Origin of the sequence: Pandoraea sp. CB10b_02, assembly GCF_002216225.1 — a bacterium.
Lineage (GTDB): Bacteria > Pseudomonadota > Gammaproteobacteria > Burkholderiales > Burkholderiaceae > Pandoraea > Pandoraea nosoerga.
In genome coordinates, this window is record NZ_NJGW02000005.1 from 206,051 (window position 1) to 222,271 (window position 16,221).

A 16,221-nucleotide genomic window follows, 5' to 3' on the forward strand; every position below is an offset into this window, starting at 1 on the left:
GCCTGCAATCAAAATTGCAAATGAGAATCATTATCAAATAATAGCACAAGGACACCCGTCATCAGCGTGGCGAAAGGCCTGGGAATGACGCGGGTCGGGCAACGGCCGGCCCCACGACCGTATCCGCCGCCAGAGGGCGAGAAACGCAGGCAATGCCGGAGACGCCCGAGGCAGGATCCGGGGCCGGCGCCCCGATTTCAGGCGCCGGAGGGCAGTGGCGGCCGGTAGCCGAGGGCGTGGCTTGCGGCCAGCGCCTCGCGCCGCACGGCCTCGCCGATGGGACCGTCCATGCGAGCATCGAAGCCACCGGTCGCACCCAGCGCCGTGATGACGCCGACGAGCCTGCCGTCGTAATTGAAGACAGGGGCGGCCAGCGCGCTGATGCCGGTGAGATTGGTGTCGCGCACGCTCGCGGCCTGCGTCGCGCGCACCGATGCCCGCAAGGCGCCAATCGGGTCGACCGGATCGAGCTCAGCCCGGTGCTCGGGTGTCGCGCCGGCAAGTTCGCGCTCGGCCATTGCCAGCACCTGTGGATCGTCGAGCAGACCGAGGAACACGCGGCCGGTGGCCGACCACAGCACGGACATGACCGAGCCGATACGCACGTTGATCGTCACCGGCAGCCCCGGCTCCTCGAAGCGCACGATGGTCGGCCCCTTGTTGCCCATCACCGCAATGAAGCAGGTGACGTCGAACGCCTCGCGCAGACGCACCAGCGCGGGCTCCGCGGCGCGCACCGGGTCGGCCTGGCGCATGGCGGCCACGCCGATCAGCATGGCTTCGAGACCGAGGTAATAGTGTTGAGAATCGGCGTCCTGGGCGACCAGCCCCTCCTCCACCAGACTCATCAGATAACGGTGGACCTTGGCAGGGCTCTGCTGCACGTGCTGCGCCAGCATGGTGAGGCTCGCCCGACCGCCCAGGCGGGCCAGTCCCTTGAGCACGACCATGCCGGTCTCGGCCGATTGCACGCGCTGGCGCCGTCCGCGCTCGCGGGGTGCGCCGGCGCCGTCCGCATGGCTCGCGTCTTCGGCAGCGTCGAGGCCGGCGGCGCCGACGCCGCCGGCGGTGCGGGAGAGCGAGGCGGCGCTGCGCGGGCGGCCGACTGTGGATCGTTTGATTGTCGTCATCGGCGAGATTTTAAGATGCAAATCGACGGCGCCCGACATGGGCGCGTCTAGAGGTTAACCCCAGTCCACCTATTTACGCAATGCGTATTATATTTACGCTTATCAGATCAAGAGAATGCGACTCCCTGTCAGCGCGAGACCCGCGGTATCAGACAAATCGCATCGAATGAGGAGACGTCCGGGCCGGCGCCACCGCGGTTCACGTGGGCGCACCGGGCGCACTGGGCGCACTGGGCGCGGGCCGGACGCTCCTCTACACTTGTTTCATTGCGTGTGGCGTCGCGAGTCCCTGCGGGGTCGCCGTCACACCGGACCGAGAGAGCGTGAACGGATGAGTCAATCGATTGCCCCCACCCCGAACACGGCCGCAGCGAGCGCTGGCGGCTGCCCGTTTCATCAGACCACCGAGTTGAAGGCGCCCAACGGCTGCCCGGTCAGCGCACGTGCGGCCGAGTTCGATCCGTTCGAGGACGGCTATCAGCAGGACCCGCCCGAATACGTGCGCTGGGCGCGCGAGCAGGAGCCGGTGTTCTATAGCCCAAAGCTCGGCTACTGGGTCGTGACGCGCTACGACGACATCAAGGCGATCTTCCGTGACAACATCACGTTCAGCCCGTCGATCGCGCTGGAGAAGATCACGCCGACGGGACCCGAGGCCAACGCCGTGCTCGCGTCCTACGGTTTCGCGCTCAATCGCACGCTGGTCAACGAGGACGAGCCCGCGCACATGCCGCGCCGCCGCGTGCTGATGGAGCCGTTCACCCCCGAGCACCTCAAGCATCACGAGCCGCTCGTGCGGCAGCTCGCGCGTGAGTACGTCGACCGCTTCATCGACGACGGCCGCGCCGATCTCGTCGACCAGATGCTCTGGGAAGTCCCTCTCACCGTCGCACTGCACTTCCTCGGAGTGCCCGAAGAGGACATGGACAAGCTGCGCGAATACTCCATCGCGCACACGGTAAACACCTGGGGACGCCCGAAGCCCGAGGAGCAGGTGGCCGTCGCCCACGCCGTGGGCAACTTCTGGCAGCTCGCCGGCAAGATTCTCGAGAAGATGCGACAGAACCCGGACGGCCCCGGCTGGATGCAATACGGCATTCGCAAACAGAAGGAATATCCGGAGGTCGTCACCGATTCGTACCTGCACTCGATGATGATGGCCGGCATCGTGGCCGCGCACGAGACGACGGCGAACGCCACGGCCAATGCCATGAAGCTGCTGCTGCAGCACCCGGACGTCTGGCGGGAAATCTGCGAAGACCCGTCGCTGATTCCGAACGCCGTAGAAGAGTGCCTGCGCCACAACGGCTCGGTGGCCGCATGGCGCCGTCTGGCCACGAAAGACGTGACCATCGGCGGCGTGGACATCCCGGCGGGATCGAAGCTGCTGATCGTCTCGTCGTCGGCCAATCACGACGAGCGCCACTTCGCCGACGCCGATCTGTTCGACATTCGCCGCGAGAACGCGAGCGACCAGCTCACCTTTGGCTACGGCGCGCACCAGTGCATGGGCAAGAACCTCGCGCGCATGGAGATGCAGATCTTCCTCGAGGAATTCACGCGCCGCCTGCCCCACATGAAGCTCTCGGAGCAGAAGTTCACATACGTGCCGAACACGTCGTTCCGCGGGCCTGAGCATCTGTGGGTCGAATGGGACCCGGCGCAGAACCCCGAGCGCCGCGATCCGAGCGTGCTCGAGCGCCGCGCGCCGGTGCGCATCGGCGAGCCGTCGGGCCACAGCGTGACGCGCCCGGTCGTGGTCGAGTCGGTCACGCCGGCGGCCGAAGGTATCGTGAAGCTGCGCCTCGTCGCGCCGGACGGCCGCGCGCTGCCGCGCTGGGCGCCGGGCTCGCACATCGATGTCGAGTGCGGCGACACGGGCCTCTCGCGCCAGTATTCGCTGTGCGGCGACCCCGCGAACGCCGGCGTTTTCGAAATCGCCGTGCTGCACGAGCCGGCAGGCCGCGGCGGCTCGAACTGGGTGCATACGCAGGTACGCGTCGGCGACCGGCTGCGCATTCGTGGCCCGCGCAATCACTTCCGTCTGGACGAGAGCACGCCGCGGGCGATTTTCGTGGCGGGCGGCATCGGCGTGACGCCGATTGCGGCGATGGCACGCCGCGCCCGGGCGATCGGCATGGACTACGAGATCCATTACAGCGGCCGCAGCCGGCGCACGATGGCGCTCGTCGAGGAACTGCAGGCGCTGCATGGCGAGCGTCTGCATCTGTGGGTGAGGGACGAAGGCCGGCGCGCCGACTACGCGCAGTTGCTCGCGGCGCCGCAAGCCGGCACGCAGGTCTATGCGTGCGGCCCCGTGCGCATGCTCGAAGGACTGGCCGAATGCTGTGCGCACTGGCCGGAGGACACGTTGCGCGTGGAGCATTTCCAGTCGCAGCTGGGCACGCTCGATCCGGAAAAGGAACATGCGTTCGAAGTCACGCTCAAGGACTCCGGCATCACCCTGACGGTGCCGGCCGATCAGACGCTGCTCACCGCCTTGCGGGCCGCGAACATCGACGTGCAGAGCGACTGCGAGGAAGGCTTGTGCGGGTCGTGCGAAGTGCAGGTGCTCGAGGGCGAGGTGGATCATCGCGACGTGGTGCTCACGCGCGCCGAGCGCGATGCGAACACGAAGATGATGTCGTGCTGCTCGCGCGCCTGCGGCAAGAAGCTGGTGCTCGCGCTGTGACGCGCTGACGCGAAGCTCATCCCGGCTCGCCGCCGTCCCGGCGGCGGGTGCGAACGAAAAGGAGCGCCGCTCACACGGCGCTCTTTTTCATCGATCGGCGGCTTCAGCGCGCCTGCGCCGGGCGCCGCATCATCAGCATGGCGGCGAGCGCCAGCAGCGAGAACCCGCACATGACCGTCGCGAGCGGGCGCGGCGAGCCGTCGTTGAGCACGCCGAGCAGGCCGCCCGCGGCGAAGCCCAGGCCGTACTGCACGCTGCCCACGAGCGCCGCCGCTGCGCCGGCGCGGGTCGGGTGATTGGCCAGTGCACCGGCCACCGAGTTCGCCGTGATGATGCCGCGCAGCGACATGAACAGGAACAGCAGCGCCACCATCAGCGGCAGGATCGCAATCCCCAGCCAGGTTATCGCGCACAGGACCGACGTCACGATGGCGCAGCCGATGATGCCGATGCGCATGAGCCGGTAAGCGCCGATCTGTCCCACACGCCGCGAGTTGAACATGGTCATCGAGGCCATGCCCACGATGTTGATGCCGAAGAGCACCCCAAAGAATTGCGGCGAGACATGGAAGTACTCCATGTACACCAGCGGCGTGCCGGTGATGTACGTGAACGAGGCGCCGAACACAGCGCCCCCCGCGAGCATGTAGCCCACGAAGTGCGGATCGCGCAGCAGGTGCCAGTACGACATGGCCACCGCGCGCGGGCCGCCCTGCGTGCGCGCCTGCGCCGCGCCCGTCTCCGGCAGACGCCACAGCGCGAGCATCGCCACCGCACCGAACGCGGCGAGAATGCCGAAGATCACGCGCCAGCTCGTCAAGCGCAGCATCTGCCCGCCAACGAGCGGTGCGACGATAGGCGCCACGCTCATCACGAGCAGCATGATCGAGAACGCGCGGGCACTGTTGCGCGGCCCGTACACGTCGCGCACGATCGCCTGTGCGATCACCGGCATGGCACAACCGCCTAGCGCCTGCACGAAGCGCCACATCATCATGTGATCGATGCTGTCGGCGAACGCGCAGCCCGCGCTGCCGAAGATGTACAGCGCGATGCCGGCCGCCATCGGTCGGCGGCGCCCGAACCGGTCGGCGAGCGGCCCCCACAGCAACTGTCCGAACGCAAACCCGAGAAAGAAGTACGACAGCGTGAGCTGAGTGGCCGCCGCGCTCGCCCCAAGCTCATGGCGCATTGTCACGAGCCCTGGCAGGTACATGTCCGTGGACGCGGGCGCAATCATCATGAACAGACCGAGAATGCCCAGCAGCACGCGCTCGGAAGGTAACGCAGGAGAGAGTTCGGACGTCGATGTCATTGTCGTTATGGTGAGCGCACGCGGCGCGCCGCGTGGGGGGACGAAGCCCATGGAGCCGTGGAGCCGTGGAACCGTGGAACCGTGAAGTCGTCAAGCCGCGGACGCGGTGGCGCATCGGTCGGACGCGCGCGTGTCGCACCACCGCGGCAAACGGCACAACGCCCGCCATGATACCGCCGGCGGGCGTTGCGCTTTCATACTCGATCGTTATTGCACCACTAACGTCTGCTTATGCCTGTTTATGCCTGCGTCTGCCTGATCAGTTGGCCGGCGCGGTGCGCAGGCTCGCGCCGCCGCGCTGCGTGCGCGCAATGGCCAGCACGCCGATCAGCGACACGCACGCCGGGACGGCGGCCGCGAGGAACAGCGACGACGACGACCATTGCAAATGCATGAGCGCACCGCCGAGCACGGGGCCCAGCACCGAGCCGATACGGCCCACGCCCAGGCTCCAGCCGATACCCGTCGAGCGCAGCGAGGTCGGGTAGTAGGTCGCGGCGAGCGCGTTGAGCGCCGGCTGGCCGCCAATGATCGAGAAGCCCGCGAAGAAGATCGCCACGAACACCGCCACCATCGACACCATCACGACCGGATTGCCAATGGCCGCCGTGGCCGCGATGGCAATGAGGAACGTGACGGCAAGCACGCTCGTGAAGCCCACGCGGTCGATCACGCGACCGAGCAGCAGCGTGCCGATCACGCCGCCGGCCCACAGCGCCGTGCCGGCCATCACGGCGACCTGCGTCGAATAGCCGGCGTCGCGAATCACCGTCGGCAGCCAGTTCGACAGGAAATACATGTCGAGCAGGTTGGCGAAGTTGATGATCCACAGCAGCAGCGTGACGCGCGCACGGCCGTCCTTGAACAGCTCGACGAACGGCACGCCCCTGGCCTTCTGCTCGTCGAGCACGAAGTTGGCGTCCACAGGCACGTCGGCACCCGGCGCCACGCGCATGAGCTGCTTGCGAATGCGCGCGCGGTCGCTCTTCTTGAACAACAGGAACTGGATCGACTCGGGCAGCGAGACCCACATCAGCAGGCCAAGCACCAGGGGAATCGCACCGCCGATATAGAACACGGCGCGCCAGCCCAGGCTCGGGATGATGGCTGCGGTAATCAGGCCACCCACCACGCCGCCGAGCGTGAAGCCGCACGACACGATCATCATGAGCGACACGCGAATGCGGCGCGGGCTGTATTCGCCGGCGAGCGCCATGGCGTTCGGCATGATGCAGCCCAGTCCGAGGCCGGCGGCAAAGCGCCAGACCACGAGCTCGGTGATCGTATTGGCAAAACCGGTCACGATCATGCACACCGAGAAGCACAGCGTGGCGCCGATGAGCACCGGGCGCCGGCCCAGCTTGTCGGCCAGCGCCGAGAACGTCAGCGACCCCACGAGCATGCCGAACAGGCCGGCGCCGAACACCGGCGAGAGCGTTTCCTTGGCAATGCCCCACTCGCGGATCACCACCGGCGCCACATACCCCATGGCCTGCACGTCGAAGCCGTCGACCACCAGGCACATCGCGCACAACACGATCACCCACCATTGGTAGGCGCCGAGGCGACTCTCGTCGATCAATGCGCCCACATTGACTTCTGCTGCTTTCATTCTGTCTCCAAACGTTCTCGCAACTTCATGGCACGACGTCCCGCTCGAGGCGCCGGCGGCTTGCCGCATTGCCTCGCATCGGGTCCGGGCCGCCGCGCGCCGGGCGGCCAGGCATTGTGCGCCCGGCGGGAGGACGACATGTCCTCCCTGCCGCACGTCAATTACGCTTTGCGGAAGTTTATATTGCTGAACGTAAATCGATGCTCAGTGTAAACACTTAGGCGGGCGTGCCGCACCGCGGCGATTCCCGTGACATGCCACGAAACGTGGCGTGACCTTCAGAGGCTCACGAGCGCAGAGGCCTCGGCGTTGGCGTAGCCCGAGACGAAGCGCTTGCGCGTGCCGTCGGGCAGATACACCGAGCGCGCCACGCGGCCGATGTCCGCGCCGTACACGTGGATGCTCACGGAGACGCGATCGTCGAACGCGTTGCGGACCTGATGGATGTCGCCGAGGGTGGGCGAGACCGCTTCCACGTCCCCGGGCTGCAGGCGCACGGCCTGCGGCGCGGCCTGCAGCCCGCCGCTGGCCGAGACGGTAAACGGCAGCGAATCCTCGGCGCCGCGCAGCATGCCGATGAGCCCCCAGACGGTGTGGTCGTGAACGGGCGTCGACTGTCCTGGCCCCCACACGAAACTCACCACGCTGAAGCGGGCTTGCGGATCGACGTAGAGCCGGTACTGCGTGTAGCGCGCCGGGTCGGGCTGCGCGCAGGCGTCGGGCAGCCATCCGTCACGGGAGACGAGCTTGGCCAACGCCGCGCGCCCTTGCGCGATGAGAACGGCCTCGTCCGGCGCCTGCGCCACGAGATGCGTCATGGTGACGATGAAATCCCTCAGGGGACCGAGTGGGTCCGCGACACCGGCGGCGTCCGCGGAACCGGCGGGGCCGCGCGGGGCGGGGATAGTGGGAAACGCCATGGTCATCTCCTCGAACACCATCGGCGCGGCATGGGCCTTCGCGCCCGCGCACCGTTCTTGTGGTTTTTCTCCATCCCGGCCACGGGACGACGCTCGGGTCACGCGCCGCAATCCCCTATGGGCCTTGAGAATGGCCCAAATGGCCCACAGTGATGCAAAAAAGCGACGAATTGTCGCAGCTGTGGTTTTTCTACAAGTTTTTTTGCCAAAGGTTTACCCGTCTAGGGATTTCCCTGATATAGTTGCACCTGTCTCCTCCACCTCCTCCTGGTGGATTTCACGGCCAGCAACGCGCTGGCCGTTTTTTTTGCCCCCGCGTTGCGCCCCCTGCGCATGCTCGCATCAAACGGATCGCGCGCGTCGCCGGACGGCGCGCTCCCATCGTCACCGCAAACGCGGGCTTGTCGCCGCGCGCCACGACGCCGTAGTCCAACGTATCGTTTTGATTGTCCTGGGAGCGCGGCCCGAGTGGCTTGAGAGAGCCGTTGCTGCCGTCGCCGGCATGGGAGGCCGCACCCGCGGCTTGATGACCCGACCGATGTGAATCCGGGGCCGACTTGCGCTCAGTGCGCCGTACCGTTCTCGCGCGCTACGCGGTCTTCGATGCGGCGCTCGATGCGTTTGCGGATCTGCTCGGCGGCGCCGGTCGCATCGCTCGCCTCAATGCTCGAGTACTCGCAGCGCCCGATGTAGTTGCCTTCACAGTAGGCGTCGACAGCGCCATCGAAACGCTCATCCGCGCGTGGTGTGACGGCGCCCTCGAGGTCGAACGGCCGCCCGGGCGGCGTGCTGCTGACATAGTGCCAGGAAAAACGGAATGATTGAGCCACATGTCCCCCTTCGGTAAAGCGACAGCTATGGAACTGCCGGGCCAATGCTGTTTTTCGGGAAATCGTAACATGTTCACGATTTGCGGCAAGCGCACAAAAAAAAGCGGCCCGCAGAAGCGGCGAGCCGGATAGTCCGTGGAGGTCGGGGGCACATCAGGACCACGGTGATTCCACTGTAGTCCCGAATCGGTGTCGTTATTCTCCGTAATTTGCCTGATGCGACGCACACGGACTGCCGACGGCCGGCAACTCGTCGCGCGCGCCCTCACATCCCCGCCGCCGCGGCTCACGCGCCCCCTTCGATCGGCCAACGCACCGGCGCCGCCGTGGTCTTCATTCCCGCCATCGCCCCCACGTCGCCAGCGGGCACGGCCTTACCGAAATACCAGCCCTGCCCCACGACGTCCGGATAACGCTCGAGCAAGTACGCAACCTGCGCTTCGGTCTCGATGCCCTCCACGATCACGCCAAGCTCGAGCAGCGCCGCCATCTTGCAGATCTGGTCCACGATCGTATTGCCGACGGTGTCCGTGCCGAGCGCCTGCGTAAACATCCGATCGATCTTGAGCGCATCGACGTTGAGCTTGGAGAGATACGCCAGATTCGAGAAACCCGTGCCGAAATCGTCGATGTGAACCTGATAACCGTCCAGGCGCAAGCGGTCGAGCGCTTCTTTCAGAAGCGTCATGTTCTCGGTCGAACGCTCCGTGATTTCCAGCGCGATTTGCGCAGGCGGCACGCGCAGCACCGAGGACATGTGGTCGAGATAAGCGTGGAACGCGGGGTCGACGATGTCGGTCGCCGCGAGATTCAGGCTGATGTGGAACTCGGGGTCGGCCAGTGCGCGGCCATGCATTTCCACGAGCGCGCGGCGCACGACCTGACGGGTCACGAGCCCGATCACGCCGCGCCGCTCGGCAATGGGGATGAACAGCTCGGGCGATATCGGCGCACCGGCATTGTCGTTGAGTCGCGCGAGCGCTTCCACGCCGACCATCTTGCGATCGCGCAGCCGCACGAGCGGCTGGTAGGCGACGTGGATGCCGCCCGACTCGGCCGCGTGCTGCGTGACCCAGTCCACCGACATGCGGTAACGCCGGCGCGAGCGCCACGACGCGCCCACGGCGGCGCCGCCAATGCCGCCGATGCACAACGCCAGCGTAAACAGCAGCGGATTGTCGGTAATGCGCGAGGCGACGTAGACGGCCGAGGCGCATACATCCACGGCGCTCGCACACGCGGAATAGCGGCGCAGCGCCGTGAAGTCGAACCACGGCGATCGTTCACCGAGGCGAATGCGCAATTGATCTCCGTACATGCCCGCTGCCCAGAACTGAAAGCGCATGTCGCTCGTGGACGCCACCGAAGCAAATCCCGGTGGCGGCATGGCCAGCCGCTCGGGCAGCACGGGCGGGCTGAAGACCACGACGTCGCCCATGCCCATGGCGTTTGCCTGCACGCCGGGCGAGACCACTCCGGTAAGCGTGTGCCACAGCTTCACGCCGGCGCGGGTTTCGTGAGTGGGCGGTGGCAGAACGGGCTTGGGATCGAAGCGGCCCGCCACGGCCGAGCACAGCAGGCGAGAATCGTGAACGCGCCCGATATCGTGAAAGTAGGGGCTGCGCATGGCCACGCGGCGCAGCGCGAGAATGTCGGCATCGGTGCACGGTTCGGCGCCACCGTCCAGCGCGCTTTGCAGTGCGTCGCTGCCAGAGAGCGACGCATCGCGCATGAACCCCATGATGTCCTGCACGTAGGCGCGAAGGCGGAAGTCGTCGATGCGCGTCTGGATGATCTGCCCGACCATCAGCATGATGAGCATGCCGGCCGCGACAGCCGTCAGCAACGGCAGCCAGCGCGTCAGTCTTCGGAATGTACGCATGGGGAGATGGCGTCCATGTGGCGCCTACCGTCGAACCCTACCGGTCTCGCGGCGAGGCATGACGGCAGTGTAGCGCAGCGAATTGGCGAATGTATCGGATTGCCGACGATCTCGAACGCACTGTCGCGCGCGCCACACACGCCGCCCGTGCACGACACCGTGACGCTATGTGCCGCGGATGCACAACGCCTGCGCCTGCCTGCCGCCAAACGCCCGTGGCGCGGGGTTTGCGAGGGATACGGACAGTGGGACGAAAGGGGGTCGGGGCTCGGGTAACGTGACGCCTAACGCTTCTTCACATGGCCCGGCCACGCCACTGAAATTTCGCAATTCGGCCAAAGGGGACGTCGATGATGCCTATGCGCACGCCGCCGGCGAAACTGCATGCCGGCATTGCACCAAGACCATCAAACGACGGGCGGTGCGCTGTCGCTGCTCTCTGGCGAATCCGCAGGCAGCATCGCAATGAAGTTGGCCAGCGCCGCCGAGCCGTGATCGCTTCGGTAGGCGAGGCTGATCGGCGCGCTCGGCACGTCGCCGTTGACCGGCCAGAAGCCCATGCCGGGCGTGCGGATCTGGCGCACGGACGCGGGCACCAGCGAGACACCGAAGCCTGCCGCCACCATCGGCACGATCGACGTGATCTGCGGCGCCTCCTGCCCGAGCTTCGGCCGAAAACCCGCCGCCTCGCATGCGGCAATGGTCCGGTCGTACAGTGACGGACTGATTTCCCGCGGCAGCAGAATGAATTCGTCCTGCGCGAGCGCGGCAAGCGGCACGCGCTTTCGAGCGCACATGGGATGACTTAGCGGCAGCGCCAGCACCATGGGCTCGTCCACCACCGGCAGCGTCTCGATGCCCGGCGGTACGTCCTCGGGCGTGCGCACGAACGCGGCATCGACGGACTCGTCCACCAGCGCGGCCAGCAGACTCGCGGTGTTGCTCTGCTGCGGATGCAAATGCACGTCGGGATATTGCGCGCGAAAGTCGCGAATCCATGCCGGGACGCGCGGCTCGAAATACGTCGCGCCCGCGAACCCGATCCGGAGGTGCCCCGCTTCACCACGCGAGATCTGCTGCATGCGGCGCTTGACCCGCGCCACGCGCTCGAGAATGTGACGCGCCTCAGGCAGGAAGGCCTCTCCCAGCTCGGTGAGCGCCACGTCGCGCGGCAGACGCACGAATAGCGGCCCGCCCAGCTCGGCTTCCAATTGCCGGATCTGCAGGCTCAACGGCGGTTGCTGGATGCCCACGCGCGCTGCCGCCCGCGTGAAATGCCGCTCCTCGGCCACCGCAATGAAATATTGCAAATGCCGCAACTCCATGCCCGCTCCTCCGTCCGCCCGGCCCCACCGGGTTTGGCGCGATCAATACATAAAAAGTATTGAAATACTTTGTTCAATATATTGGAAATGTGACGCATGCGTCAATACACTTCGAGTCGAGCGTGATCAACGGCGTTGCCTGCGGCCACGCGGAGCATTCACGAGATTCGAATAAGAGAGACGAGGAGCCTCACGATGTTTGAAGACCGCATCCGCCTGGCGTCGCTGCGCGACCGGGTGATGAGCGCCGACGACGCGGCCACGCTGATCGGCGACGGCATGGTGGTCGGCATGAGCGGGTTCACCCGCGCCGGCGATGCCAAGGACATGCCGCTTGCGTTGGCGCGGCGCGCCCAGGCCCATCCGCTGAAGATCACGCTGATCACGGGCGCATCGCTGGGGCACGATTCCGACAAGACGCTGACCGAGGCCGGGGTGCTCGGCAAACGTCTGCCGTTTCAGGTGGACACCACGCTGCGCAGCGCGATCAACCGCGGCGACGTGATGTTCGTCGACCAGCACTTGTCCGAGACGGTCGAGTTCCTGCGCGCCGGTCAGTTCGGCAAGCTCGACGTGGCGGTGATCGAAGCGGTCGCCATCACGGAGGACGGCGGCCTGGTGCCCAGCTCGTCGGTCGGCAATTCGGCGAGCTTCGCGATCCTCGCGGACAAAGTGATCGTGGAGATCAACCTCGCGCAGCCGCTCGCCTTCGAGGGTATGCACGACATCTGGATTCCGGGCCAGCGCCCGCATCGCGACCCGTTGCCGATCGTGGACGTGCGCGACCGCGTCGGCACCAGCGCCGTGAAGATTGCGCCCGAGAAGATCGCGGCGATCGTCATCACGCACACCCCCGACAGCGCGTCGAATGCCCTGCCGCCCGACGCCGAGACGCAGAACATCGCCGGCCATCTCATCGAATTCTTCCAGCATGAAGTCTCGCGCGGGCGCCTGCCTCGCACGCTGCCCGCGATCCAGTCAGGTATCGGGACCATTGCCAATGCCGTACTCATGGGCTTCGTCGATTCGCCGTTCGAGCAGCTCACCATGTACTCGGAGGTGCTGCAGGACTCCACGTTCGAGCTGATGGACGCGGGCAAGATGGTGTTTGCCTCGGGCTCGTCGATCACGGTATCGCAGCCGGTGCAGGACCGCGTGTTCGGCGATCTGGCGCGCTATCGCGACAAGCTCGTGCTGCGCCCGCAGGAAGTCAGCAACCATCCGGAGGTGATCCGCCGCCTGGGCCTCATCGCGCTGAATACCGCGCTCGAAGCCGATATCTACGGCAACGTGAATTCCACGCACGTGGGCGGCACGCACATGATGAACGGCATCGGGGGATCGGGCGACTTCGCTCGCAATGCACGCATGGCGATCTTCGCGACCAAGTCGATCGCCAAGGACGGGCGCATTTCGAGCATCGTGCCGATGGTGCCGCATGTCGACCACAACGAGCACGACGTGGACATCCTCGTCACCGAGCAGGGACTGGCCGACCTGCGCACGCTCGCGCCGCGCGAGCGCGTGAAGCTGGTAATCGACAACTGCGCGCATCCGAGCTATCGCGAAGTGCTGCGCGACTACTACCGCGACGCCCTGCGCTATGCCGGCCACACGCCGCACGCGCTGGAGCGCGCCTTCGAGATGCACATCAATCTGCGCGATCGCGGCTCGATGCTGGCAGCGAAGTAACGCAGCGACGGTCGGCAGCGACGGTCGGCAGCGACGCAGCGACGGTCGGCACCGTCGCGGCGGGGTCCAGGAACACGGGGCGCATGCGGTCCCGTGAGCCCGGCGCGGCTGAGCGCGACGGGCATTCGCGGCTCGCCGGCACGCGCGGGCGAGCCGCTTTTTATTGCGTCAGCCAGCGGCCGGCGGTGGCGCGCGCCGGCGTCTACCTGCTCGCGCCATCGAATGGCGTGGGATGCACGGTATCCAGATCGATGCCATCGAGGCACCGCACATTGACCGCCGCCATTTTCGTGCCGTCGGGCATTTCACCGAACGCGAATGCCTCGACACCGCATCTCGGACAGAATTGATGGCGAATGACGTGCTTGTTGAAAAGATATTCGGCAGCTTTTCCCTCGCCCGCCGTTTGCGTGAATTCCGTCAGCGGCGTGAAGGCCAGAATCAAGCCCCGCTTCTTGCAGATGGAACAGTTGCACGCGACTGTTTTGGATAGATCGACATTGGCGGCAAAGCGCAAGTCACCGCAATGGCATCCGCCTTCGTACCGTTGATGGGTCATGTGGAGTCTCCTGAACGTGATCGGCAATATCGATTCGACACCGGCAGACGTCGGGCACAAGCGTTTCGGGAAGGAAGGACGCCGCGCCGGAATGCGGTCCATTGTGCGACAAATTCCGGCGGCAGGGCGGTGCGGCGCTCTAGCGGTGCGGCGCTGTAGCGCTGTGGTGACGTCAGGGCAAGGCTGGCGGCGCGCGCGCGGGCCTCGCCGCCCGAGTGCGGCACAGCGAGGCCGCCGTCCATTCAGGCGTGGCGCGCTCAGGCCGCGAGCGCCGGCTCGTCGCGATGCGGGTCGCGCGGCGCCCCTGCCGGGCTGCGCACCACGGTCACGCCGTGGCGGCTGTGCTCGCGCAACTGGAAGAGCGCGACGGTGTCGGCAAGATTGCGCGCCTGCTCGCTGAGCATTGCCGAGGCGGCGGCCGACTCTTCGACCAGCGCGGCGTTCTGCTGCGTCGACTGATCCATCTCCGCCACGCTGCGATCGATCTGGCTGATGCCGGTGCTCTGCTCGGTCATGGCGCTGTGGATTTCGCTGATCAGACGGCGCACGCGGGCGATGCCGTCGACGATCTCGCCCATCGTGTCGCCGGCGGCCTGCACGCGCTGCGTGCCGCTCTTGACGTTCTGTACGGAAGCCTCGATGAGCGTCTTGATTTCCTGCGCGGCGGCCGCGCTGCGCTGGGCGAGCGTGCGCACCTCGCCGGCCACCACGGCAAAGCCGCGGCCCTGCTCGCCCGCGCGCGCGGCTTCCACCGCGGCGTTGAGCGCGAGGATGTTGGTCTGGAACGCAATGCCGTCGATCACACTGATGATCTCGGTAATGCGCTCGGACGACCGGGCGATCTCGCTCATGGTCGTGACGGCGCCCGTCATCACTTCGCCCCCGCGCGCCGCCGCTTCGCTGGCGTCGTTCGCTAGGCGCGTGGCGTGCTCGGCGGCCTCGGCCGTCTGTTTCACGCTGGCGGTGAGTTCGGTGAGCGCGGCCGACGTCTCCTGCAGCGTTCCGGCCGACGCTTCGGTGCGCTGCGACAGATCGCGGTTGCCCATCTCGATCTCGCTGGTTGCCGAGGTCATGCCGTTCACGCCTGCGCGCACGTCGAGCATGACCGTACTGATCTTGTCGACGAACGCGTTGAACGAGCGCGAAATCTGGGCGACTTCGTCGTTGCCGACCACGTCGAGGCGGCGCGTCAGGTCGCCGCCTCCCGAGCCGATGGTGTCCATCGCGTCGCGCACCTGCGACAGACGGCGAAACGCCTGCGAGGTAAAGAAGCTCGCAATGCCGATGGCGCACAGCGTCAGCACGATCAGCGTGATGACGGTCGCGCTCAGCACGCGCGAGAGGCCGGCGGTCGCTTCAGCCTTGTCGAGCGCCACGACGAACAGCCAGTCGGTGCCCGGCACGGGCTGCACCTTGACGAGCTTGGCCGCACCGCCGAGCTCCACTTCCATCGGTTCGGTGGCGCGCTCGAGGCCGGCGAGCGTGTCCGGCGTGAGCGACTGCGCGAGATCGCTCGACTGCTTGAGCATGAGTTTCTCGTCCGGGTGCGCGATCACGAGGCCGTCGCGCGAGACCACGAAGGCCAGGCTCGAGGGCGTGGGATGGACGGCCCTGACGACTTCCTGCACGGCGTCGAGCGGCACGGCACCGCTCACCGCCCCGAGCGTCTGGCCGTCGCGCAGGATCGGGGCGGCAAACGACACGTACAGCTTGCCGGACGCGATGTCGGCATACGGCTTGACCACCGTGAGCCTGCCCGCGGCCGTGGCGCCCTTGTACCACGGACGAACGGTCGGATCGTAGTCGGGCGGCGTGGGGCCGCTGGAGAAGTATGACTTGTCGCTCCAGCCGATGCTCGAGATCGGGAAGCCGTTGGTCGCGCCGAGCAGCTTCGTGAGGGCGACGCCTTGCTCGCCCTTCTCGACGGCCGCGGCCGTGCCGACGACCGACTGGCCCTTTGCGGCGGCCCAGCGCTCGACGGCGAGCGTGTTGCCGCGCGCGACGGCGTCGAGCGTGTTGGCAATGGTCGACATCATGCTGTTGCGCACGATGAGGTAGGTGGTGATGCCGGAGAGGATCAGTGCCCCGATTACGGTGGCACACGCGATCAGGATGATGCGTGTTCTAAGCGAAGATACTGTCATGCTGTCTGGACGGGCCTGCGGCTAGGGGGGGGGTCAAAGACAGGAAACCGGCGCCCAGGCCACCGGCTCCACGAGGTGGGGGTTCCACCCCAGCAATTACGGCCGGCGCACGAAGAACTT

The 16,221-nt window shown here is 66.6% G+C and carries 11 protein-coding genes; 2 read left to right on the top strand and 9 right to left on the bottom strand.

The window, feature by feature from the left end; genetic code table 11:
- Window positions 1-197 precede the first annotated feature (197 nt).
- Window positions 198-1,130 carry an IclR family transcriptional regulator gene (locus CDN36_RS07680; protein WP_287496401.1) on the bottom strand — a complete coding sequence of 311 codons (933 nt, stop codon included), beginning with the start codon at window positions 1,128-1,130 and terminating at the stop codon, window positions 198-200.
- Window positions 1,131-1,461: 331 nt separating this feature from the next.
- Between CDN36_RS07680 and CDN36_RS07685 the strand changes: the two genes are divergently transcribed.
- Complete coding sequence (locus CDN36_RS07685) at window positions 1,462-3,822, top strand: cytochrome P450/oxidoreductase (protein ID WP_287496402.1); 2,361 nt, start codon at window positions 1,462-1,464, stop codon at window positions 3,820-3,822.
- 103 nt (window positions 3,823-3,925) lie between these two features.
- Here CDN36_RS07685 and CDN36_RS07690 read toward each other — a convergent pair whose 3' ends face one another.
- From CDN36_RS07690 to CDN36_RS07715, 6 genes are all read right to left on the bottom strand, one after another.
- On the bottom strand, window positions 3,926-5,137 hold the full coding sequence (locus CDN36_RS07690; RefSeq protein WP_287496403.1) for a multidrug effflux MFS transporter: 1,212 nt from the start codon (window positions 5,135-5,137) through the stop codon (window positions 3,926-3,928).
- 259 nt (window positions 5,138-5,396) lie between these two features.
- Window positions 5,397-6,749, bottom strand: a complete 1,353-nt coding sequence (locus CDN36_RS07695; protein WP_287496404.1) for an MFS transporter — start codon at window positions 6,747-6,749, stop codon at window positions 5,397-5,399.
- Window positions 6,750-7,027: 278 nt separating this feature from the next.
- Entirely contained in the window at window positions 7,028-7,567 is a 540-nt protein-coding gene (locus CDN36_RS07700) for a cysteine dioxygenase family protein (protein WP_287496437.1), read from the bottom strand.
- 665 nt (window positions 7,568-8,232) lie between these two features.
- Complete coding sequence (locus CDN36_RS07705) at window positions 8,233-8,499, bottom strand: hypothetical protein (RefSeq protein ID WP_287496405.1); 267 nt, start codon at window positions 8,497-8,499, stop codon at window positions 8,233-8,235.
- A gap of 286 nt (window positions 8,500-8,785) precedes the next feature.
- Entirely contained in the window at window positions 8,786-10,381 is a 1,596-nt protein-coding gene (locus CDN36_RS07710) for an EAL domain-containing protein (protein WP_150556860.1), read from the bottom strand.
- 407 nt (window positions 10,382-10,788) lie between these two features.
- On the bottom strand, window positions 10,789-11,706 hold the full coding sequence (locus CDN36_RS07715) for a LysR family transcriptional regulator (RefSeq protein ID WP_287496406.1): 918 nt from the start codon (window positions 11,704-11,706) through the stop codon (window positions 10,789-10,791).
- Between the two features lie 195 nt (window positions 11,707-11,901).
- On the opposite strand from CDN36_RS07715, the gene scpC reads away from it, so the two are divergent.
- A complete protein-coding gene (scpC, locus tag CDN36_RS07720) occupies window positions 11,902-13,398 on the top strand; it encodes a succinyl-CoA:acetate CoA-transferase ScpC (protein WP_287496407.1) in 1,497 nt (498 codons plus the stop codon).
- A gap of 202 nt (window positions 13,399-13,600) precedes the next feature.
- Here the strand turns inward: scpC and CDN36_RS07725 are convergent, their stop codons facing one another.
- Together CDN36_RS07725 and CDN36_RS07730 are read right to left on the bottom strand one after the other, a co-directional pair.
- A complete protein-coding gene (locus CDN36_RS07725; RefSeq protein ID WP_150556857.1) occupies window positions 13,601-13,957 on the bottom strand; it encodes a GFA family protein in 357 nt (118 codons plus the stop codon).
- Between the two features lie 257 nt (window positions 13,958-14,214).
- A complete protein-coding gene (locus CDN36_RS07730; protein ID WP_287496408.1) occupies window positions 14,215-16,101 on the bottom strand; it encodes a methyl-accepting chemotaxis protein in 1,887 nt (628 codons plus the stop codon).
- Window positions 16,102-16,221 lie beyond the last annotated feature (120 nt).